Source organism: Rhodomicrobium lacus, assembly GCF_003992725.1.
Classification (GTDB): Bacteria; Pseudomonadota; Alphaproteobacteria; order Rhizobiales; family Rhodomicrobiaceae; genus Rhodomicrobium; species Rhodomicrobium lacus.
This window is the reverse complement of record NZ_RZNF01000007.1, coordinates 128,464-150,135: the sequence shown is the minus strand read 5'-3', so window position 1 is coordinate 150,135 and position 21,672 is coordinate 128,464. Positions and strand designations below refer to the sequence as shown.

14 protein-coding genes, 2 pseudogenes and 1 riboswitch are annotated in these 21,672 nt (G+C 62.2%); of the genes and pseudogenes, 7 read left to right on the top strand and 9 right to left on the bottom strand.

Annotation, left to right across the window (positions count from 1 at the left end):
- Positions 1 to 154: 154 nt before the first annotated feature.
- From EK416_RS08040 to EK416_RS08025, 4 genes are all read right to left on the bottom strand, one after another.
- Complete coding sequence (locus tag EK416_RS08040; protein WP_164729921.1) at positions 155 to 1,714, bottom strand: L,D-transpeptidase; 1,560 nt, start codon at positions 1,712 to 1,714, stop codon at positions 155 to 157.
- A gap of 183 nt (positions 1,715 to 1,897) precedes the next feature.
- Positions 1,898 to 2,554 carry a Pr6Pr family membrane protein gene (locus tag EK416_RS08035; RefSeq protein WP_127076988.1) on the bottom strand — a complete coding sequence of 219 codons (657 nt, stop codon included), beginning with the start codon at positions 2,552 to 2,554 and terminating at the stop codon, positions 1,898 to 1,900.
- Positions 2,555 to 2,780: 226 nt separating this feature from the next.
- A complete protein-coding gene (locus EK416_RS08030; protein ID WP_127076987.1) occupies positions 2,781 to 4,376 on the bottom strand; it encodes a 2-isopropylmalate synthase in 1,596 nt (531 codons plus the stop codon).
- A 330-nt stretch (positions 4,377 to 4,706) separates the two neighbouring features.
- Positions 4,707 to 5,249, bottom strand: coding sequence for a TIGR00645 family protein (locus EK416_RS08025; RefSeq protein WP_127076986.1), 543 nt, complete (start codon positions 5,247 to 5,249; stop codon positions 4,707 to 4,709).
- Between the two features lie 358 nt (positions 5,250 to 5,607).
- Here EK416_RS08025 and olsB point away from each other — a divergent pair, with 358 nt between their 5' ends.
- The 4 genes and pseudogenes from olsB to EK416_RS08005 all read left to right on the top strand — a co-directional run.
- A complete protein-coding gene (olsB, locus tag EK416_RS08020) occupies positions 5,608 to 6,576 on the top strand; it encodes a l-ornithine N(alpha)-acyltransferase (protein ID WP_127076985.1) in 969 nt (322 codons plus the stop codon).
- Positions 6,577 to 6,691: 115 nt separating this feature from the next.
- A complete protein-coding gene (locus EK416_RS08015) occupies positions 6,692 to 8,161 on the top strand; it encodes a hypothetical protein (RefSeq protein WP_127076984.1) in 1,470 nt (489 codons plus the stop codon).
- A gap of 97 nt (positions 8,162 to 8,258) precedes the next feature.
- On the top strand, positions 8,259 to 9,434 hold the full coding sequence (locus tag EK416_RS08010; protein WP_127076983.1) for a vWA domain-containing protein: 1,176 nt from the start codon (positions 8,259 to 8,261) through the stop codon (positions 9,432 to 9,434).
- Between the two features lie 220 nt (positions 9,435 to 9,654).
- A pseudogene (locus EK416_RS08005) lies at positions 9,655 to 10,008 on the top strand (transposase); the annotation flags it as partial.
- A 114-nt stretch (positions 10,009 to 10,122) separates the two neighbouring features.
- Here EK416_RS08005 and EK416_RS08000 read toward each other — a convergent pair.
- The gene (locus tag EK416_RS08000) at positions 10,123 to 10,947 is read right to left on the bottom strand and encodes a KilA-N domain-containing protein (protein ID WP_164729920.1); all 825 of its coding nucleotides are present in this window, start codon (positions 10,945 to 10,947) and stop codon (positions 10,123 to 10,125) included.
- Positions 10,948 to 11,164: 217 nt separating this feature from the next.
- Between EK416_RS08000 and EK416_RS07995 the strand changes: the two are divergent.
- Positions 11,165 to 11,933: pseudogene (locus tag EK416_RS07995) on the top strand (IS5 family transposase).
- Between the two features lie 55 nt (positions 11,934 to 11,988).
- Here the strand turns inward: EK416_RS07995 and thiC are convergent.
- The gene (thiC, locus tag EK416_RS07990) at positions 11,989 to 13,839 is read right to left on the bottom strand and encodes a phosphomethylpyrimidine synthase ThiC (protein WP_127076981.1); all 1,851 of its coding nucleotides are present in this window, start codon (positions 13,837 to 13,839) and stop codon (positions 11,989 to 11,991) included.
- A 71-nt stretch (positions 13,840 to 13,910) separates the two neighbouring features.
- Positions 13,911 to 14,040, bottom strand: a riboswitch (TPP riboswitch).
- Between the two features lie 268 nt (positions 14,041 to 14,308).
- Here thiC and EK416_RS07985 point away from each other — a divergent pair.
- Positions 14,309 to 14,749: a putative periplasmic lipoprotein gene (locus tag EK416_RS07985; protein ID WP_127076980.1), complete on the top strand. Its 441-nt coding sequence runs from the start codon at positions 14,309 to 14,311 to the stop codon at positions 14,747 to 14,749.
- Between the two features lie 112 nt (positions 14,750 to 14,861).
- On the opposite strand, the gene EK416_RS07980 is transcribed toward EK416_RS07985, so the two are convergent.
- The 3 genes from EK416_RS07980 to EK416_RS07970 all read right to left on the bottom strand — a co-directional run bounded on the left by EK416_RS07980 (position 14,862) and on the right by EK416_RS07970 (position 19,461).
- Positions 14,862 to 15,284, bottom strand: coding sequence for a phosphate-starvation-inducible protein PsiE (locus EK416_RS07980; RefSeq protein ID WP_245433989.1), 423 nt, complete (start codon positions 15,282 to 15,284; stop codon positions 14,862 to 14,864).
- Between the two features lie 17 nt (positions 15,285 to 15,301).
- Positions 15,302 to 17,845, bottom strand: a complete 2,544-nt coding sequence (locus EK416_RS07975; protein ID WP_127076978.1) for a mechanosensitive ion channel family protein — start codon at positions 17,843 to 17,845, stop codon at positions 15,302 to 15,304.
- Positions 17,846 to 18,027: 182 nt separating this feature from the next.
- On the bottom strand, positions 18,028 to 19,461 hold the full coding sequence (locus EK416_RS07970; protein WP_127076977.1) for an NAD-dependent succinate-semialdehyde dehydrogenase: 1,434 nt from the start codon (positions 19,459 to 19,461) through the stop codon (positions 18,028 to 18,030).
- A gap of 220 nt (positions 19,462 to 19,681) precedes the next feature.
- Between EK416_RS07970 and ggt the strand changes: the two genes are divergently transcribed.
- Entirely contained in the window at positions 19,682 to 21,463 is a 1,782-nt protein-coding gene (gene ggt, locus EK416_RS07965; protein WP_127076976.1) for a gamma-glutamyltransferase, read from the top strand.
- The last annotated feature ends 209 nt before the right edge of the window (positions 21,464 to 21,672 follow it).

The window sequence follows — 21,672 nt, the reverse complement described above, 5'->3', positions numbered from 1 at the left end:
CCCCTCCAAAATATTCGATATAGTCGATAATTTTAATAGACATGGCAACCGAAGTTTGCGGTGTGTGGTCGCTTTCGGGCAAGGAATCGCCGGCACGCAAAAAGCCGCGTTGTGAACGCGGCTTTCGATGGATGCGCGATGTCGGCAGGACGCGTCAGCGCGTGAGGATGACGAAATCCGTATATTCGCCGGTTTCGTTGCTGATCCCTGAATCCGAGACGATGATGGAACCGCCGGACCAGAGCATCTCCGAAATCTTTTCTTCCACCTCCTCCGGGATCTCGATGCGGTCGAGCGCGGCCGAGGCGGATACGTTCGGGGCGGAACGCTGCTGTTCTTCCTCACCCTTGCGGCGACGGGAACGTGACTCGACAAGGTCTTCGCTCGGTTCCGTGAGCGTCATGGAAAGCCAGCGAAGCTTGGGTGCCTTGTCCGCGCTACCTTTCGCGGGCTGCATGGCCATGTAAAGGTGTGTGCCGAGCGGCTTGCCGGGTTCGCGGATGGTAATCGGCACATCGAACACCTTGATGTAGTTCTGGCGAACGTAAAGCCGCTGGTTCTTCCGGCTGATGAAGACCGAAACCGGCGCGAGCCTGCGCTTCCAGAACAGTGTGCCGTTGGCCGCCTGCGACCGGGAGACGTCGAGCTGACGGAACGCCTTCAGTGCCTCGGCTGCGGCTCCATCCTTATCCGCCTTGGCACGCTCCGCGGCCTCGACCTGAGTCTGAGCCTCTTTCACCTTCGTTTCGGCTTCGGCTTTTGCAGCTTCAGCTTCGGCGCGCTTGGGCTCGTTGTCTCCCAAGCGGCTCAGGCGCTTGTCAGCCGCGTCGAGGCGGCCCTTGGCCACGGATAACGCGATTTGCGCGTTGCGAAGGTCTGTCGCCGCAATGCGCTGTTCCTGCACGCGCGCTTCCACCGCGCGGCGGGCGGGACTTGCAGCGCGTTCGGCATCTTCAGCGCTCTTCGCTGCGATCTTCGTCATGGCGAGCGCGTATTCGCGCGGGTTCAGGAGCTTGTCTGTTGCATCGGCCTTGTCGTGCGTCTCTGCCTTGACGTCGATCTTTTGCGCCTCGTCCCCGTTCCGTTCGGCGACATTGACCGCGTTGGCAAGAATGCGGTCGGAAATCGAGGCAACATGATCGTTGCCGGGGGCCTGCAACATCGCAGGTTCCGGCAGCTTCGCGTGCGAAAACGGCATAGGCACCACATCGCCCTTTGCCACGATCACCCGCTCGGTCCCCTCGGTCGCGCTGAACATGCGGCTGGCGAAATCGTAGGGGAGGCGGATGCAGCCATGGCTCGCCGGATAGCCCGGAAGAACGCCCTGATGCATGGCCACGCCTGACCAGGTCAGCCGCTGCATGAACGGCATCGGAGCGCCGCTGTAGATGTTCGAGCGGTGATGCTTGTTCTTCTGGATGATGTTGAAGATGCCGGTTGGCGTTGCGTGGCCGCGCGAGCCCGACGAGATCGGTGCTTGCGCATAGATGCCGTCGTTCGAGTAGGCGGTGACGCGTTGCTTGCCGATATTCACGACGAAAAACAGGGGGCGGTTCAGGGGCGCGGGAGCAGGCGCTTCCACCTTCTGTCTCGGACGGTCGTAAGAACGATTTCGCGTCCGCGCGTCTGCCGCGTCGAGCGGTGCAAGGGCGGCGGCCGAGCATAAACACAGGGCAAGGTAACCGCCGAAGGTCTTACGGAGCGAATTATTCACGGGACCGGCCCCCCCAGCCGCAGCTCGACGCATCATTGTAAGCCTTTTTCCGTTTTTGGCGTCGTGAGCGAAGACGCGGCGTCGGATCGAACGCACACGGCAAATCAGGGGACGCCTTAACAAAAGGGTTCTCTATATGGTTCATAGGGCCGCAGGAGTTACAATTCGGTGTGCGCGCGGTCGTTACGCTGTCGGGATCTCCCCCTGCCAGCGGCTCTGAAGCGAGCCGAGCAGCCAGTCGACTATGATGAGGACGGTTCCCAGCGCCAGAAAAAGCGCCGAAAACAATAACCCGCTCCATAACACGCTGGGGTAACCGCGCTCCGCCACGTTCAGGAACGGGTAGGGATAGAAGCCCGTCAAAGCTCCGTGAACGAGCGTCCAGACGAAGAAAGCTGCGGGAGGCAGGAGCCAGGGCAACTGATCCTTCAGCCGAAGCGTCCCCTTGGGAACAAGGAGAATCCAGTATCCGGCGAAAAGAGCCGGAACGACGAAATGAAGCGTTCGCTCGGCCAGAAATTCGATGCCCGATGGCGCGTACAGATGACGCAGGAGTGCAGCATAAACGGTGGCGACCACTATGATGTAGACGGCGAGCGCGGTATTTGCTGACGGCCTGTTCCAGATGCGCGCGTCGGACGCGTTCGCGGCGGTTGCGACGAGAGCGGTCGCGATGGCGAGATTTGTCAGGATCGTGAAATAGCTGAAGTAGTTGAGGATCGCGCCGCCGACGCTGTGGCCGGAAGGATGGGCGTACTCGACCGCAATATAAAGCTGGATGGCCAGCGCGGTCACGCACAAGGCGGCGATGAGCGTTGCGGTCAACCGTCTTACGAGCATCGGGCAAGTCCTCCTTTACCTGTTACAGCGGAGGACGAACAGCCGGGACGCGGCTTTGTGCCCGGTCCCGGCTCGATTTCTGCGCGGCTCGAAGCTGCCGCGCTCTCACTTCGGTCGACCGGCGACTTGCAGCATCAAACCTCAAATCAGACGCAGCAGGACGCTGGAGGTCTGCGTTGCCGATCGGCTTGTCTGCGTCATATCGATGCCGACCAACGCGCCCGATCTAGGCCGCCGTGCCGCCGGACTGCGCATGCACGCGGTCGCGCTTGATGGCGAGCTTGTTCAGCGCCGAGACATAGGCGCGCGCCGAGGCGACCATCGTATCGGTATCGGAGCCGCGCCCGGTGACGGTCTTGCCGCTTTCCTCCAGCCGAACGCTCACTTCGGCCTGCGCGTCGGTGCCCTCGGTCACCGCATGCACCTGATACAGCGGCAGCCGCGCGTCATGGGGAACGATGGTCTTGATCGCATTGAATGTGGCGTCGACCGGCCCGTCGCCCGTCGCTTCCGCCGTTTCCTGCTTGCCATTGACTTCGAGCGTGATCGTCGCCTTCTGCGGGCCGCTCGTGCCGGCGATGACGGTCAGGGCCACGACCTTCACGCGGTCGTTTGCCTGCGCGATTTCCTGATCGACCAGCGCTTCGATGTCCTCATCGTAGACATGCTTCTTGCGGTCGGCCAGCGCCTTGAAGCGCACGAAGGCATCCTCGAAGGCGTTGTCGCCCAATTCGTAGCCCAGATCGCGCAGCTTTTCGCGGAAGGCATGGCGCCCCGAATGCTTGCCCATGACGAGCGAGCTTGCGCGCACGCCGACGCTCTCCGGCGTCATGATTTCGTAGGTCGAGGCGTTTTTCAGCACGCCGTCCTGATGGATGCCGGACTCATGGGCGAACGCGTTCTTGCCCACGATGGCCTTGTTATACTGCACCGGGAACGCGGTGACGGCCGAGACGAGGCGCGAGGCGCGCGCGATCATCGTGGTGTCGATGTTGGTCCAGTAGGGCATGACGTCGTTGCGCGTCCTGATCGCCATCACGACCTCTTCCAGCGCCGCGTTGCCGGCGCGCTCGCCCAGGCCGTTGATCGTGCATTCGATCTGCCGCGCCCCTGCCTTCACGCCCGCCAGGCTGTTCGCGACGGCCAGGCCCAGATCGTTATGGCAATGCGTGGAGAATATCACGTCGTCCGCGCCTGGAACGCGCTCCTTCAGCATCGTGATGATGTCGACGAACTCGTCAGGCACCGTATAGCCGACCGTGTCGGGGATGTTGATGGTGGTCGCGCCCGCCTTGATGGCGGCTTCCACCACGCGGCACAGATAGTCGGGTTCGGTGCGCGTCGCGTCCATCGCCGACCATTCGACATCGTCGACCAGGTTGCGCGCGCGGGTAACGGACGATACGACCGCATCGAACACCTGCTCGGCGCTCATCTGCAGCTGGTATTGCCGGTGCAGCGGCGAGGTGCCGATGAAGGTGTGAATGCGGCCGCGCTTCGCGTGACGCACGGCCTCGCCCGCGCGGTCGATGTCTTTTGGATTGGCGCGCGCCAATCCGGCGATCACGGCATTCTTCGAGCGCTTCGCGATCTCGGCCACGGATTCGAAGTCGCCCACCGACGCGGCGGGAAAGCCCGCCTCGATGATGTCGACGCCCATTTCGTCGAGGATTTCGGCGACCTGCATCTTCTCTTCGAAGTTCATAGTCGCGCCGGGACACTGCTCGCCATCGCGCAGCGTTGTGTCGAAGATCAGGATGCGGTCTTTTTCGGAGCGGGCGACGGACGCGTCTGCGGAAGCGGGGGAATTGGAAACGGTCATTTGAAGGAGTCCTTACCTGGATGTGTGGAGCATATCACAAACCGGGCAAGACCTCTAATGGAGCGCCCGGGCTTTAACCCCCAAGCGCTCGCCCGTTCGCCGGACCGTCAGCGCTCAGGGGCAGATAAGGAGAAGGAGGCCGCTCGTCGCGGGGCGCATGCGTGCACTGGCGCAGGCCGAGGCATAAGCCCCGAAGCCCGAAGAATGCGCGTCAGACATGGCCATTGTGATTTCCATGGACGTCATATCGCACATCTTCAGGCTCCGGACAAGGTCTCCTTAGAATGATAGGCGCGAGCATTCTGTAAGAGCCGTCGCGCCCGCTTCCCGTCAATGAGAGCCGGGCTTCTTGTCCTCTGCCTCCTCCACCGCGTGATGCGCTTCCGAAAAACGGTCCATCAGCGCGAAAAGTACACCCGAGACAACGAATGTCAGATGCAGCACGAGCCGCCAGATGATCTCTTCCTGATTGACGTTCTTGAGGTTCACGAATGTCTTCAAAAGCTCGATGCCGGAGATGGCGACGATCGTGCCCATGAGCTTGATCTTGAGATCGGAGAAGGTGATATGCCCCATCCAGTCCGGCCGATCCTCATGGTCGGTGATGTGCATCTTCGACACGAAAATCTCGTAACCCGCGAACACAATGATGAGCACGAGATTGGCGACCATCACAATGTCGACGAGTGAGAGAACCATCACGATGACGTTGCTCGTCTTCGCATGCAGCGCTTCGGGCACGAATTCGAAAAACTCGCGAACGAAGGTCACGAGTAGCAGCGCCAGCGACAGGACGAGGCCAATATAGAACGGCGCGAGCAGCCAGCGGCTTGCAAAAATCCCTGATTCAAGAGCATTTTCGATGCGCTTCATTAATCCTCCGATGGGTGGCGATCCGGAACCGGACCGCGGGTGCGGGAAAACTCACACGCCGCTCCAGCAGATGCTTCACAGTGCATCTTGCGGCGACATGGCAATGCCTTAATATTCCTTTTTAGCGATGGCAGAATTTCGTGCCAGAAGCTAGTCTCCCGATTACGGAGTTCGCCGGACGTCGCGGCGGGCTTCCGAGCGGCTACGGATTTCGGACGGCACCAGCAAAGCCTACGTTTCTGATGTGGTTTCGGAATTTGGAGTTTCCAGGCGGTTGCGTGCCGGATGGTGGAACTTCAAGTCCGCTTCCACGGGATGGGAACGGCAGTTCATGCCGTGACTGACACAAAGAGGTTTCATGCGCATACCCTCCAACGGCCGGTCTGGCGGACTGCCTTCGTTCAGATCGAAGCCCCTGTCATTCCTCCGGCTCGCGGCGAAGCGTCGGCGGCGTTTCCCGATCTTTCCGCTCAGGAAGCCGAAGCGGATTTACGGCAAGATCGGAAATCTCGAAGTGCGCCTCGCGCGCTCGGTGGCGGATATCAAGAAGGCGCAGCGGCTGCGTTTCGAAGTCTTCTACAAGGAGATGGCAGCCATCGCGGATGCGCGGACCCGCATCAAGAAGCGCGACGCGGATCAATACGATCCGATTTGCGATCACCTGCTGGTCGTCGACAAGGCGGTGGAACGCGCCGCGAAGCGGCCATGGCCGAAGCGGTCGAAGGTGGTCGGCACCTATCGCGTGCTCCTTCAGGACGTCGCCGAGAAAAATCAGGGCTTCTACACGCAGGGTGAATACGATATCGCGCCCCTCATCGAGAAGAAGCGCGCAACGCACACATTCATGGAACTCGGCCGCTCCTGCGTGCTGAAACCGTACCGCAACAAGCGCACGGTGGAACTCCTCTGGCAGGGCCTCTGGAACTACATCCGCGAGCAGCGCGCCAACGTCATGATCGGCTGCGCGAGCTTTCCCGGCACCGATCCGAAGGAACACGCCCTGGCGCTCTCCTTCCTGCATCATTTCTCGCGCGCGCCGGATGAATGGCTCGTTTCCGCGCACCCCGACATCAAGGTCGACATGAACATGATCCCGAAGGAGGAGATCAACCCGAAGGAGGCGCTCAAGGGCATGCCGCCGCTCATCAAGGGGTATCTTCGCCTCGGCTGCTATATCGGCGACGGTGCGGTGGTGGACAAGCAGTTCGGCACGACGGACGTGCTGATCGTGCTGCCGCTCGAAGCCATCGATTCGCGGTACTTCTCGCATTTCGGCGCGCCTGACGAGACGCCTGCGCAGGGACGCAAGGGCCGCGCGGTTCATTAAGCCCGCGCGCTCGACGGTCGACATCTTCGGCGTCGCCTGCAGGTGGCTCAGAAGCGAAGCGTGCTTCGCGTGATGGTGCGCGACGCGAGGAAGCGGGGGGACAGAAGGGCACGCCATGAAGGCATTTTCGTCGCTCGGGGCTGTTCTGACCCTCTGGCTCGGCGTGAGCTTCGCGCTTTGGCTTCTCTATCGCCTTTTTCGCAGCCACGACGGTTCGCGCCGCAAGGCGCTGGTCGACGACGCGCTTGCGCTGGTGGACGAAGGCGCTGAAATCCTTGCCGCGCTCCGCAGGCGTTCGTCTTCGCCGCGAACAGCCGCTTTCGACACCGAAGACGATGTCCGTGAGGATGTGCGCCACCTTCTGAACGGCATCGAGGCGAACAGCGCCTATTTCGATCGTGTCAGTACGCTGAAAAAGAAAATTCAGACGGCATTCGACGTGCCGGATTTCGCGCCGCTCGCGGAGGTTCTGCAAATCAGACGCGATTTCTGGGCGGCGTCCGAGATATTCCTGATCGAAGACATCCGCCTTCTCGGGCCGGAACTCGCCGACGAGCATGCGCTCGAAACCTTTCGCGACGAGGCGCATGCGCTTCTGTTCCGCGATCCCGACGCCGACTGGAACCCGAAGCTCGCCGATCTCGATCCGGTCGCGCTGCGCCTGTCGCTTGCGCGCCAGGAGGCCGAAGCCTTCGCGGTTCGCGTCTCCTGCGTTATCGCTGCGGAACGGGAGCAGGGCCGCATACCGCGCCCGTCCGAGATCGCGGCGGTGCCGTTGTCGCTGTTCCGCGCCGCTGCCACGGTCTGGCGCGAAGGACGGAGCATCGCGGTCGACGCGGCGGCCACGGCGCGGCGCTTTGCCCGCTCGGTCGGCGAGAAAGGCTTCGCGGCGGCGGCTGAGGAACTGCGCCGGGCGCGTACCGACCTGCCGGGACAGTTCGCGAGCGCTTTCGAGCGGGCGGGCGGTCTCGCGCGCAAGGGTGGCGAGGGGCTGAAACGGCATTACGAATTCGTGCTTGAAGCGCAGGAGCTTCGCGCGCGCTACGCGGAACTTCTGGCCCGCGCGCCGCATGTCAGCGAGAAGGGGCGGCAGTTCCTCGCGCGGCTCGAACTGGAGCGCCGCGCGGAGCAGCTTCGCGACACGTCCGGCGGCGCTTCGGACTGGCTGCGCCAGCGGGTGGTGATCGGCATCGCGCTTCTCATTCGCGGCCTGCAACATGTTCAGGCGAAGATCACGCCGCAGAAGAACAAGCAACTTGCCGTGCGTCCGGCGGCGGGTGAACCGGCGCCGCCGCAATCCGCCGCCGCCGTGCACGACGCCGCGCCGGAGCCGCTGCGCGCCTTGCTTCTCCCCTCGACGGCCTATGCGGGCGGCGTTCGCGGGCGGGCGAAAGCGCAATCGACGCGAAAGGCGGCGGACGCCGGGCCGCCTCGCGGGAAAAGCCGCAGCGGTTCGCTGCTCGACCGCCTCGAAGGGGTCGGCGCGGAACCGGCCAGCCCCGCCGATACAGGTGCCGATCCGATGGCGAAGGCGACGCCGCAAGCAAAGCCCGCAAAGAAAAAGGGTCACCATCTCTTCGGTTGAGAAGGCTCGGCGCGCCGTCCTTTTCCCGAAGCCCATGCCGATGTTAGGATGGCGACACCCTTCGAGCGTGAAGGCTTCCGCTGTCCGAGGCGATGCGATGTTCCTGAACTTTTTCTACGAGTTGAAGAACGCGGGACTGCCAGTGAGCGTGAAAGAATATCTCACGCTGCTTTCGGCCGTGGATGCGGGCGTCGCGGGCAAGAAGATCGAACATTTTTACTACCTTTCCCGCGCCTCGCTCGTGAAGGACGAGCGACATCTCGACAAGTTCGACCGCGTGTTCGGGCAGGTCTTCAAGGGCCTGGAAAGCATCGGCGAGAGTATCGAGGCGGAAATTCCCGAGGACTGGCTGCGCGCGCTCACCGAACGCTTTCTTTCCGACGAGGAAAAGGCGCAGGTCGAGGCGCTCGGCGGCTGGGACAAGATCATGGAGGAACTGAAGAAGCGCCTCGAAGAGCAAAAGGAGCGCCACGAAGGCGGTAGCAAGTGGATCGGCACGGGCGGCACGTCGCCGTTCGGCGCGTATGGCTACAATCCCGAGGGCGTGCGCATCGGTCAGGCCGGAAACCGCAATTTTCGAGCGGTGAAGGTGTGGGACAAGCGCGACTTCAAGGATCTCGACGGCGAAGTCGAACTCGGCACCCGCACCATCAAGCTCGCGCTGCGCAAGCTCCGCCGCTTCGCGCGGGCGGGCGCGGCCGAAGAACTCGACCTCGACGGCACGATCAAGGGCACCGCGCACAAGGGTTATCTCGACATCGCGTTCCGGCCCGAGCGGCGCAACACGGTGAAGGTGCTGCTGTTCTTCGATGTCGGTGGATCGATGGACTATCACATCAAGGAGACAGAGGAGCTATTCTCCGCCGCGCGCTCCGAATTCAAGCATATGGACTATTTTTACTTCCACAACTGCATCTATGAGGGCGTGTGGAAGAACAATGCGCGCCGCCATGCCGAGCGCATTCCCACGTGGGACGTAATCCACACCTACCCCTCCGATTACAAGGTGATCTTCGTCGGCGATGCGGCGATGTCGCCTTACGAGATCGCGCTTGCGGGCGGCTCCGTGGAGCACTGGAACGAGGAAGCGGGGCAGGTGTGGATGCAGCGCATGCTCGACACGTTCAAGCATGCGGTGTGGCTCAACCCTACGCCCGAGCGCTATTGGAGCGAGACGCCTTCGCTGCGGATGATGCGGCAGATCATGCAAGGCCGCATGTATCCGCTCACGCTCGACGGCATCGAGGCCGCCATCGCGGAGTTGCTGCGGTAACGCCATTTGTTGTGGAGCGTCATTGCAGCGCTTGATTGTAAATATCTTATCACTTAAAAATTGGATAATATTAATTTATGGAGATTCAAATGTCGTTGGTTCCCTGCTTTTTTCTTTCAAGGGGCGGATCGGTATAGGAAATTTCTGGCAAGGGTTTTTTATTTTAGTTCTTATCTATATTGTTTTAGTGTTCTTTATTTCACTAAGTGAGCCGAAGCGGCGCGAGGCCTGGTTCGAAGGCCAACTTGACCTCGATCCGGAGCGGCTTGTCTTCATCGACGAAACCTGGACATCGACCAACATGGCTCGCCGCTACGGCAGGGCGCCACGAGGTCAGCGCCTTCGCGCGGGCATCCCGCACGGGCACTGGAAGACGACGACTTCCGTCGCCGCCTTGCGTGTTTCAGGCATGAAAGCGCCGATGGTGCTCGACGGACCGATCAACGGCGCGGCCTTTCAGGCCTATGTCGATCAGGTGCTCGTGCCGGCGCTTCGCCCGGGCGACATCGTGATGGACAATCTCGGCAGCCACAAGGGTGCGGCGGTGCGAGCGGCCATCGAAGCGGCCGGGGCCTAGTAGTGCTTTATATAGCATGTTTGCGAGCGTTCCGCTAGGTACTCGGAAGCGATCTTCCGGGAAGGGCGATCAAGCTCGTCATGCACTGGCCGGAGAGAGACAAGCGCCTATTCACTTCTTGGGCGGCTTGGATGGCAAAGGCGCAGCTTCCTTCGATTGCCCCGACTTCAACCGTTTTTCGGCCTTGCTGATATGCTCAAGGGCCGGTTCCGCTTCCGGCATCGTCCCACCCAGGTCCCTTATTGTTTGGCACACAGCCTCACCAACTTTAGCATGAGCTGCGTTGGCTGCCGTCTGTCCCTTAATCCCGTCACGCTTCAATTTAGCGGTCGCCTGCGTCGCTTTGAAATAATTCGCGGCTAACTCTTCATGTCCTGCATGGTCCAAATGGTGGGCATCAGAAGCAAGGCCTTTGCGCTTTAGCAACTGCGCCTTCGTCAGGCCTCCATAAAGTCCGGCCAATCCAGCGCCATTATAAGCCTCGAAATTCGTCACTCCAACGGATAGCTTGTTATGCTCTTTCACAAGGTTGCGAAGTTTAACCCTTAACTGATCGTATTCCTCTTGTTCGTGCAGGCCCTCAAGGATCTCGGACGCAAGAGATACGTCTTTCGCCCGATAGCGGAGAAAGATCTCCCGAACTTCCACGCCAAGCGCCGGCAGAAGATCTTCGGCGTATGCCAAAGCGAGAACGGGATGGGCGAAGGTTTTTGCATTCCGCCCCTTGCCCGTGACATAATACATTGAATCGGCATCGATTTTTTTTGAATTATGGTTTTGAACCATAATTCTTTCGAGCAGGGCGTTTTCGAGCGCCTGGGTTCTCTTCTGGCGATGCCATTCCGTTGGACGGAGATGCTCAGGCTTTTCGGCCATATCCCAGAAATCATTGAGGCAGACGTTGCCCTTATCGTCTTCTGTGACCTTCTTGCCCATAATCTCCGGCAACACAGACGCATCCTCTTGAGACGACATAGCGATTCCCCAAAATCATTTGCGCATGATCGGATCGAAAACTACTTATCGTCAAGAAGCTATGAGTTGGAACCCACTACATAAATGATTTAAGCTTTGAAAGCCTAGGCTCAGGACCTATTAATTTCCATTAAGATGTGATTCAAAGCCTTTCCCGGGAGGAGGAGGTTTTGATTCGATGAGCGCACTGTTTTTGCTGAGCGAGCGCCAGATGGCGCGGATATCGCCGTTTTTTCCGCTGCCGCATGGGGTGCCGCGCGTCGACGACCGCCGTGTGGTGAGCGGCATCGTTTACGTCATCAAGCACGGCCTTCAGTGGAAAGACGCGCCGAAGGCGTATGGCCCGCACAAGACCCTTTACAACCGCTTCATCCGCTGGAGCAGGCTCGGCGTGTTCGACCGCATCTTCGCGAGCCTTGCCGGAGAGGGACCCAGGCCAGAGCGCATCATGATCGACGCGACCCACCTCAAGGCACACCGCACGGCGGCGAGCCTGCTCAAAAGGGGGCTTTACCCCGCTTTATCGGACGAACGAAGGGCGGCATGAACTCGAAGCTGCACGCGGTCTGCGACGAAAAAGGCCGGCCGCTCGTCCTGCTTCTCACCGAGGGGCAGTTGAGCGACCACAAGGGCGCGGCGCTGGTGCTCGACGCCCTGCCGGATGCCGGCGCACTGATCGCCGACAAGGGCTATGACAGCGCATGGTTCCGGCAAGCCCTTGAAGACAAGGGCATCTCGCCTTGCATCCCGTCGTCCAGAAGCCGCAAGCGGCCCTACCCTTACGACAGGGCGCTCTACCGGGAGCGGCACAGGATCGAAAACCTGTTTGCAAAACTGAAAGACTGGCGCCGCATCGCGACACGATACGATACGACCGATGCGCCCACACCTTCTTTTCCGCCATACTCATCGCCGCAACCGTCATCTTCTGGTTACCTCAACAATGAGTCCTGAGCCTAGCGTTCCTCGCCAACTGGCATGACCATGTCTTCGTCGCGGCAATCAAATTTTCCGCTCCACATAAACCTCGCCACCCATCTCCCTAAACTTCTCGCTCATCTCGTCCATGCCCGCCTGCGCGGCCATCTCGGGCGTCTCGTTCAACTTGGCCGCGTAGTCGCGCACCTGCTGCGTGATCTCCATCGAACAGAATTTCGGCCCGCACATCGAACAGAAATGCGCGGCCTTGTGCGCGTCCTTCGGCAGCGTCTCGTCGTGCATGGCGCGGCTGCCCTCGGGGTCGAGCCCCAAGTTGAACTGATCCTCCCAGCGGAACTCGAAGCGCGCGCGCGAAATCGCGTTGTCGCGAAGCTGCGCGGCGGGGTGGCCCTTGGCGAGGTCGGCCGCGTGCGCCGCGATCTTGTAGGCGATCACGCCTGCCTTCACGTCGTCGCGGTCGGGCAGGCCGAGATGCTCCTTCGGCGTGACGTAGCAGAGCATCGCCGTGCCGAACCAGCCGATCATGGCCGCGCCGATGGCGCTCGTGATGTGGTCGTGGCCGGGCGCGATGTCGGTGACGAGCGGGCCTAGCGTGTAGAACGGCGCTTCGCCGCACAGCGCAAGCTGCTTCTCGACGTTCACCTTGATCTTGTGCAGCGGCACGTGGCCCGGCCCCTCGATCATCACCTGGCAGCCCTTCGCCCAGGCCACCTTCGTCAGTTCGCCGAGCGTCTCAAGTTCCGCGAATTGCGCCGCGTCGTTGGCGTCCGCGATGGAGCCGGGGCGCAGCCCGTCGCCGAGCGAGAACGACACGTCGTAGCGGCGCATGATGTCGCAAATCTCGTCGAAGCGCTCATAGAGGAAGCTTTCGCGGTGATGCGCGAGGCACCACTTCGCCATGATCGAGCCGCCGCGCGATACGATGCCGGTGACGCGCTTCGCCGACAGCGGCACATAGCGCAGGCGCACGCCCGCATGGATGGTGAAGTAGTCGACGCCCTGCTCGCATTGCTCGATGAGCGTGTCCTTGTAGACCTCCCAATCGAGCTTGACGGGGTCGCCGTTCACCTTCTCCAGCGCCTGATAGATCGGCACCGTGCCGATGGGCACGGGCGCGTTGCGGATGATCCATTCGCGCGTGGTGTGGATGTTGCGGCCGGTGGACAGGTCCATCACCGTGTCCGCGCCCCAGCGGATGGACCAGACCATCTTTTCCACCTCTTCCTCGACGGAGGACGAGACGGCGGAATTGCCGATATTCGCGTTCACCTTGGTGAGGAAGTTGCGGCCGATGATCATCGGCTCAAGCTCGGCGTGGTTCACATTGGCCGGGATGATGGCGCGGCCGCGCGCAACCTCGTCGCGGACAAATTCCGGCGTGATGAATTCGGGAATCGCCGCGCCGAAGCTTTCGCCATCCGCCAGCGCTTCCTTGGCGCGGTCGAGCGCCGCCGTGCGGCCCAGATTCTCGCGGTTCGCGATGTAGACCATTTCTTCGGTGATCACGCCCGCCCGCGCCAGTTCGAGCTGCGTCAACGGCTGGCCGTCGGCGGCGCGATAGACCGGATAACGATGCGGAAATTCGCGCGCGCGGTGGGCGTCGCCGACATTGCCGTTATCTTCCGGCTTTACGGTGCGCCCTTCGTAAGCTTCGACGGCGCGACGCTTCACCCACGCTTCGCGATGGCGGGCGAGCCCCGCGTTAACATCGATGCGCGCGGCTTCATCGGAATAAGGGCCGCTCGTGTCGTAGACGCGGAACGGCGGCTCCCCCGAACTCTCATGCAGGGCGATTTCGCGGAAGGGCACCCGCACGCCGGGCGCGGCCTCCGCATAAACCTTGCGCGATCCCGGCAGGGAACCCGTCGTGACCTTCACCGGCTCAACCTTTTTCGGATCGATGGGCGCGTTCATGCGCTGTCTCCTTGCGTGATCGGGGGATGAGTCGGGGCCGCGAAGCGCGAGCGCTTTTCGCGAAGCGGGCGGCGTGTCTGCAAGACCATTCCCTCCGCCGGTCCTAACCGGATCAGGTTCGACGGGTCGTCGCGCGGCACCTGTTTCAGGTTTCTTCAGCGCAATCTCAGCCGCATGCCTGCGGCCCCCCTTGGTATGCGGGGATCATCGCCTGAAAGAGCGCCGAATGCAATTGAAGGAATCGAGAGGGGCTTGGGCGAAGCGGGTAGCGGAATGGTCAGCCGGCATGGAGAGGTAGAGCGTTTTTCGCGCAACAGTCGCGCCTGGAAGCGTCCGGTGCGACAATCTCAGGTTGAAAACCCATGGCGCGAGCCACAGAAGCGCCGGGAATCGCCTCCCACGCTTAAGCATCGGCGCGCCAAGGGGGCTGGCGGGCTTCGCGTCAACGAATTCATGGATTGATCGTGTCATGAAAAGATTTGCCTTGTTTGCCGTCGCCACGGTTGCGCTCGCGGGCTGTGCCTCGAACACCGAAACGCAGCCCTTGCAGGCTGCTGCGGTCGATACCTCGAAGATGCCGCAGTCAGGCATTTTCACGGTGAAAGATGTCGTGGTGACGGAGCAGGGGCCCGACACCCTGCGCCTCGCGGCGGCGACCACGAACAAATATACCTTCGCCGATCTGTCGGCGGTGGTCTGGTGCCGCGCCCGCGAAGAGGCGACCGCTCGCAAATACGATGGCTGGTATCAGGACGGCATTCAGCAGGTCTCCAACGGCGAGGGCCAGCCGCAGGTTGCCATCGCGACCGCGCGCTATTTCAAGGGCAAGGCGCCGGAGGGAAAGAAGACCTTGAAGAACGAGAAAAGTCCCTGCCACGACGTGCCCGCCGCTGCAAAGGTGAAAGCGTGAAACGCTTTTCATAAGCGGCCTTCGGAAGACGAAACCGGGCCTGCACGAGCCCTCCCGCATCAAGCGAAAAGGCCCGTTATCGGCCGACGCGGTGGACCGGCGAAATCGCCGGTCACGCCGGCGGCATGGTGCCGCCTTCACCGGCCCTATCGCTGGACGACGGTCCGCCCGGAACTGCCGGCTTTTTCGCCGGGCGGAAATTTACCACCGCTGCCGCAATGGCCAGCATCAGGATTGCCCCCGACTCGTAGATGATTGCGATCGGGTCTTGCTCCTTCTGCAGGATTGCCACCCGCGCGATGGCGGTAATCGCGATGAAGATGGGCAGCGTGATCGGGATCTGCTTCGACGTGATATAGGCCGCGACCATGCCCAGCACCTCGACATAGAGGAACATGAGCAGCAGATCTTGCAGGCCGACATCGCGCTTCATGCCGATGAGATAGATTTCCTTGATCGCGCCGATCACGGTCAGGATCGCGATCACAACGAGGAAGAAGCTCTCGACCTGCTGGATCAGCTTGCCTATTTTCATATTCTCCCCCTGACGGCTCATGAACCGATCCTCGGCAGGACGATCCGGCCGTCATTCGATGCGCCGTCCTCGTCACCGTCTTTCTTGTCGCCGCGTGAAGCCAGATATTGGCTCACGGCTTCGCGCCAAAGCTCGGCCTCATCGGACGGCAGTGTCGGGGACGCGCCTTGCGGCATCTGGATTCCCTCTTTCCTGAAGGCCTCGATGATCGCCATGCGAAGCTCGGTCTTCGTGCCGGTTCCCTTGTTGAGATCGTAGATATAGGCGAACAGCTTGAACTGAAGCGCATCGACCGTGAAATCGTCGAGCGAAACGAACGGCTCCGGCGATGTCATCACCGCAACATGAGAGCGCGCGACGCCGAGCAGCAATTCCTTCACCTTGCGCGGGTCACTTCCGTGAACGACCGAAACGGGGATCATCACGCGCGTCGTGTTATTGCGCAGCGTCCAGTTTTTCACGTTGCCGGTGATGAAGGAGGAGTTCGGCACGAGCACGCTCGCGCGGTCGCTGGTTTCGATTTCGGTCGAGCGCACGCTGATCTTGCGCACCGTGCCTTCCTCGCCGCCGACCGTGACGAGATCGCCCACCTTGATCGGACGTTCGGCGAGCAGGATGAGGCCGCAGACGAAGTTGCTGACGACGCTTTGCAGGCCGAAACCGATGCCGACGGAGAAGGCGCCCGCAACGATGGCCAGGTTCGAGAGATTGAACCCGGCGTAAGACAACGCGATGAGTGCCGCCGCGCCGACGCCCATATAGCCGACGCCCGTGCGAATCGAGTCACGCAGGCCGCCCGAGAGGCCCGCGGGTTTCAGAACCTGTGTGTCGAGCCAGCTCTGGAACAGCCGCGCCGCGAAATAGCCGAGCACGAAGACGACAATGGCGGCGAGAATCGCGGCGAGCGACACTTGCGTGTTGCCGATGCGGAAGCCGAAGAAAAGCTGGTAATACCATTCAACGATGTCGGCCCACGGATAGCCCCATTGCAGCAGGATCAGCGGCACCGCGCCGATCAGCACAATGAACTTGAGGAAAAGGCTTATCGGAACCGAAAAGCGTTCGCAGCGCTTCTGGTCCACGCCGAGCGTCTTGATCCAGCTGCCGATGGCCGAGTTTTCGTCGCTGATGCCCTGAGCCACGCCATCGGCCCACAGAAGCAGGATATAGACGACGGCGAGGATCGAGCCCGTGACGATGAGTTGCTGCGCGAGGAAGCGCGACAGCGCCAGATAGCCCGAAAGCGCTGTTACGATGATCGCGACGGTAATGATCCAGACCGGTACCCGAAGCAGGTTCAGCCACGTCGTCGACGGCAGCCCCTCTGACGTCTTGTCCCTGAGCGGCGTCTTCAGGATCGCGGTCACGAGCAGCGCGACGAGAAGGTTCGCCGGAAGCGTGAAGGCAAGCGTCAGCGAGAACGGCGCCTGCACCAATCGCGTGGCGGTGTAGATGAAGGTGGTCGCGCCGTAAACGAGCGCGAGCGCGAGCATCAGCCCCGAAATCCGCACCGCCGCTCCTTCTGTGGCGCGGATGAGCCGCCATTGCGGGCGCCCCGGCGCGAAGACGGTCGCGATGAGGGCGTTCACCACCACGATCACGAGGATCGAGCGCGATGCCGAATAGAGCAGCCACTGAATCTTTTCAGGGATGGGCTGCACCGAGTTGACCGCGTGATAAAGAAAAACCAGCGGCACGCAGGCGGGCAGAATACGCAACACGATAACGCCTGCTGCCGTCGATGCACGCCGCCAGAATGGCGGTTCGCCCTCTTCTGTCCAGGTCCTGAGCCGTCGAATTCCGCGCCATGAAATCAGGGAAAGTCCCGCGAAAAGCGCCGCCGCGGTGCCGAAAAGATAGAGAAGCTCGGATTGATCGTCCGAGTCGTCCCACCAGCTTCCGATTGTGCGTTCGACCCGCTCGGCGGCGATGTTCGCATAGGCGGGTACGTTCTCCCATGTCTGCGCCGACCAGACGCCCTGCACCGGTTGGAAGAGATTGCTGGTGAAGTTCTTTCGGCGGATGTCCTGGATGGAGTTGATCTCCTGATTGACGCGCGAATGCGTGTGATCGAGCGTTGCGCGTGCCGAATTCAGGTGGCTCAGATGAAAAGTCAGGTCGGCGCGAAGCTGGGCTGCTTCGCCCGTCTCGGGCGGCTGGTCGGCAGCCGGCAGCGGGGGCAGGTTGCGCACCTGTTCGTCGATTGCCCCTATAGCGGGCTCCAGCTTCTTCCAGAACTCGTCGGCTTCAGCACGAATCTTGAGGAGCTGATCGCGGAAGCCATCGAGTTCGGGGTAGCGAAGCCCGGGCTTGCGAAGCTGGTTCTCGATGTCGTCGAGCGTTTTCAGCCATTTCGCGGTCGTTCCTGCGATGTCCGCTCCGAAGGCATCGTTTGCACGCTTGATGACCTCTGCCTTGTTCGCCTCGGGCGCGGGTGCCGGCGCCGCGGCGGCGGGTGCAGCCGGTTTCGGGGCGTCGGCCCCTTGCGCCATCGCGCCGCCATTCGTGAGAGCAAGCGCCGTCGCGAGAAAAACCGCAACGATCCAGTGCCGCAAAGCCATCGAGCAAACCCTTGGAAACCGTGAAATACAGGATTGCTGGTGTACTAAAGGGCAAGTTTGCGGGCAATAAGGCGGGGAGCGCCGTCAACCATTCCGTGCGGCTGCCGGTCATGCGAGGCGAGTTGAGCTTGGGCGACGGGTGCGCTTCCCGCGCAACAGAACGCTCTTCGGTCACCTCGCCGCTATTCGCGCACGTGGACGCTCTTGATGTTCACGAATTCGCGGATGCCGAACACGCCGCATTCGCGGCCGTAGCCCGAGTGCTTCACGCCGCCGAACGGCATGCGCGGGTCGGATCGCACGTTCTCGTTCACGAACGCCATGCCCGCTTCGAGGTCGTTCGCTGCGATTTCCTCTCCGCGCCGGATGTCGCGGGTCAGCACGCCCGAACCGAGGCCGAATTCGGAGTCGTTCGCGATGCGGATCGCGTGTTCGACGTCGCGCGCCTCGATGATCGCGGCGACAGGGCCGAACACTTCTTCGTCGTAAGCGGGCTGGCCCGGCCTCACGTCGGCAAGCACCGTCGGCGGATACCACGCACCCCGCCGGTCGGGCACCTCGCCGCCGCAAAGGAGCCGCGCGCCCTTCTCGATGCTCTCGCGCACCTGCCGGTGGATTTCGTCGCGCGCGCCCACGCTTACGAGCGGGCCGAGCTTCGTTGCCGGGTCGAGCGGATCGCCCATGCGGATCGCGCTCATCTTTGCCGCGAGCGCCGTCTCGAATGCTTCTCGCACCGGCGCGATCACGACGAAGCGCTTGCCCGCGATGCAGCTCTGGCCGCCGTTCACCATGCGGGCTTTCGCGGCGACGGTGGCGGCTTGCTCGATGTCCGCATCTTCGAGCACGAGGTAGGCGTCGCTGCCGCCGAGTTCGAGCACGGTCTTCTTGAGATTGCGGCCCGCCGCCTCGGCCACGGCCTTGCCCGCAGCCACGCTGCCGGTGAGCGTCACCGCGGCGACATGCGGGCTGTCGATCAGCTCCGCCGTGTCGCGACCAGCGATCAGGATGGTGCGAAACACATTGTCGGGCGCGCCTGCCTCGCGAAACACGTCCTCGATGGCGAGCGCCGAGCCGGGCACGTTGCTCGCGTGCTTCAGGAGCACCGTGTTACCCGCCATCAGCGCGGGCACGGCGGCGCGGAACACCTGCCAGAAGGGAAAATTCCAAGGCATCACGGCCAACAGAGGCCCGAGCGGGTTGAAGGTGACATAGGCGCGTCCCCCTTCGAGTTCGACCGGCTCATTCGCGAGAAACCGCTCGGCATTCTCGACGAAATAATCGCAGTTGAACGCGCATTTCTCGATCTCTGCGAGCCCCTCCGTGACGGGCTTGCCCATCTCTTCGGCCATCAGCCGGGCGAACGTGTCCTTCCGCTCGCGAAGGATGCGCCCGGCTGTGCCGACGACGATGCCGCGCTCCGTGAATGACGTGCACCGCCAGCCGGGAAACGCCTCGCGCACCTCGCGCGCAATCGTGAGCGCCTGTTCGCGCGAATGGCCTTCGTATGTTCGGCCCGGCTCGCCCGTCGCCGGATTTTCGGTCTTGAGCTTCGGGCCGCCGCCGCCTTCGCCCTGCGCCGCCTTCGCCTCGTAACCATGTCCCGCGTGATGTGTCATGATGGGCCTCGTGAATGGAAAGCGCGCCCGCCCGTTTGCCTCTGTGTTCAACTGCTTTCGGCTGGCGTCGTTCCCGCCTCCGGCTTGCCGGATGCGTGAGTATCGTTTCCAATTCCGTGCCTCTCACACGAATGTCTATTTCCTGCTGCAAAGCAGTCGCGGTTAAATCTTATCTGTCGCCATTCCGTCAGCCTGCCCCCCAACCTTCAGGCCACACCCCATGCTGCATTCGAAATCCGCACTTCGCTGCTTCTGTGTCTCGCTGGTCCTGCTTCTGGTCCTCGCTCCCTTCGCGCCGCCCGCGCTCGCGCAGAAGGCGACCGATCCGGCGGCCGACGCGCTCATCGGTTTCGACGCGCGTTTCGTGCCCACCGTCGCCGAAAACGGCATGGTGTCCGCGCAGGAGAAAGTCGCCGCGCAGGTCGGCGCGGACATCCTCAAGGCTGGCGGAAACGCAATCGACGCGGCCGTGGCTGTCGGCTTCGCCATGGCCGTCACGCATCCGCAGGCGGGTAATATCGGCGGCGGCGGCTTCATGCTGATCACGCTGGCGGACGGACGGAAGATCGCGCTCGACTATCGCGAAACCGCCCCCGCGGCCGCCACGCGCGACATGTTTCTCGACAATCGCGGCGCTGTGGATCGCGACAAGGCGCGCTACAGCCGCGCGTCGGCGGGTGTGCCGGGAACGGTGGCGGGGCTGCTCTACGCGCTCGAAAAATACGGCACGATGCCCCGCGAACAAGTGATGGCGCCCGCGATCCGGCTCGCGGAAGAGGGCGTCGTCGTGCCCTACGGCCTCGCCTATGCCTTCTCGCGGGCGAAGGACCGGCTGAAGACCGATCCGTCTTCGGCGCGCTACTTCCTGAAGCCTGAAGGCGAGCCTTATCGCATGGGCGAGGTGCTGCGCCAGCCCGACCTCGCGAAAACGCTGCATGCGATCAGCGAGCGCGGCGCGGCGGGCTTCTACGAGGGCGAAGTCGCCGAACTGATCGCCGCCGAGATGAAGAAGAATAACGGCCTCATCACCACGGACGACCTTAAGGCCTACAAGCCCGTCGAGCGCGAGCCGGTGCGCGGCATCTACAACGGCTACGAGATCGTTTCCATGCCGCCGCCGTCGTCGGGCGGCGTGCATGTCATCCAGATGCTGAACATCCTCGAAGGTTACGACCTGAAACCGCTCGGCAACGAGAGCGCGGACACCTATCACCGGCTCATCGAGGCGATGCGGCGCGCCTATGCGGACCGTGCGAAATATCTGGGCGACCCTGATTTTGTTACCGTGCCGGTGGCAGGGCTGACGAACAAGGCCTATGCGGCGGAGCTTCGCAAGGGCATCGACCTCGAACGCGCGTCGAAATCGGCGGACGTGTCGGCGGGCAAACCGCCCGCGCCCGAGGGCGAGCAGACGACGCATTTTTCGGTGATGGACAAGGCGGGCAACGCGGTGGCGAACACCTACACGCTGAACCTCGCCTTCGGCAGCGGCTATTCGGTGGACGGCGCGGGCTTCCTCCTCAACAACGAGATGGACGATTTCTCCGCGAAGCCCGGCGCGCCGAACGCCTTCGGCCTCACCGGCGACGAGGCGAACGCGATCGAACCCAGGAAGCGCCCGCTGTCCTCGATGGCGCCCACCATCGTCATGAAGGACGGCGCGCCCTATCTCGTCACCGGCAGCCCCGGCGGCAGCACGATCATCACGGTGGTTCTGCAGGAGATTCTCAACGTGCTGACCTTCGACATGAACGTGGCCGAAGCCACCGCCGCGCCGCGCATCCATCACCAGTGGATGCCGGATAACGTCATCACCGAACGGGGTGTGTCCGAGGATACTTTACGGCTTCTCGAATCGCGCGGGTTCATTCTGCCGAAGAACGCGGACGGCACGTTCCAGCACCGGGTGCTCGGTCGCGCCAATTCCATCATGAAGAAAGGCCCGCTGTTCCTCGGCGCGGCCGACCTGCGCGACGGCGACTCGGCGGCGATCGGATATTGAAGCGTATCCCGCTTCGGATTGGATTAAAAGCGCGCCCTATCTTTCTTTCTGGCGCGCGCCAGAGCGCACGGTTCCTTGCGAGCAATGGCGAGACGGCGGCGATGGCCGGTTGCGCCCAGCTTTCATGCGAGAACAAACTGATTGACTGACGCGGGTTTATGGTCCAAAACAAGAACAAAACAGGATCATAATGTGTCATGAGCGTCAGC

Excerpts from the sequence above, each read along its gene's own strand:
- EK416_RS08035 (WP_127076988.1), bottom strand. The coding sequence starts at position 2,554 with ATGCTCGTAAGACGGTTGACCGCAACGCTCATCGCCGCCTTGTGCGTG.
- EK416_RS08030 (WP_127076987.1), bottom strand. The coding sequence starts at position 4,376 with ATGACCGTTTCCAATTCCCCCGCTTCCGCAGACGCGTCCGTCGCCCGC.
- EK416_RS08025 (WP_127076986.1), bottom strand. The coding sequence starts at position 5,249 with ATGAAGCGCATCGAAAATGCTCTTGAATCAGGGATTTTTGCAAGCCGC.
- olsB (WP_127076985.1), top strand. The coding sequence starts at position 5,608 with ATGCGCATACCCTCCAACGGCCGGTCTGGCGGACTGCCTTCGTTCAGA.
- EK416_RS08015 (WP_127076984.1), top strand. The coding sequence starts at position 6,692 with ATGAAGGCATTTTCGTCGCTCGGGGCTGTTCTGACCCTCTGGCTCGGC.
- EK416_RS08010 (WP_127076983.1), top strand. The coding sequence starts at position 8,259 with ATGTTCCTGAACTTTTTCTACGAGTTGAAGAACGCGGGACTGCCAGTG.
- EK416_RS08000 (WP_164729920.1), bottom strand. The coding sequence starts at position 10,947 with ATGGGCAAGAAGGTCACAGAAGACGATAAGGGCAACGTCTGCCTCAAT.
- thiC (WP_127076981.1), bottom strand. The coding sequence starts at position 13,839 with ATGAACGCGCCCATCGATCCGAAAAAGGTTGAGCCGGTGAAGGTCACG.
- EK416_RS07985 (WP_127076980.1), top strand. The coding sequence starts at position 14,309 with ATGAAAAGATTTGCCTTGTTTGCCGTCGCCACGGTTGCGCTCGCGGGC.
- EK416_RS07980 (WP_245433989.1), bottom strand. The coding sequence starts at position 15,284 with ATGAAAATAGGCAAGCTGATCCAGCAGGTCGAGAGCTTCTTCCTCGTT.
- EK416_RS07975 (WP_127076978.1), bottom strand. The coding sequence starts at position 17,845 with ATGGCTTTGCGGCACTGGATCGTTGCGGTTTTTCTCGCGACGGCGCTT.
- EK416_RS07970 (WP_127076977.1), bottom strand. The coding sequence starts at position 19,461 with ATGACACATCACGCGGGACATGGTTACGAGGCGAAGGCGGCGCAGGGC.
- ggt (WP_127076976.1), top strand. The coding sequence starts at position 19,682 with ATGCTGCATTCGAAATCCGCACTTCGCTGCTTCTGTGTCTCGCTGGTC.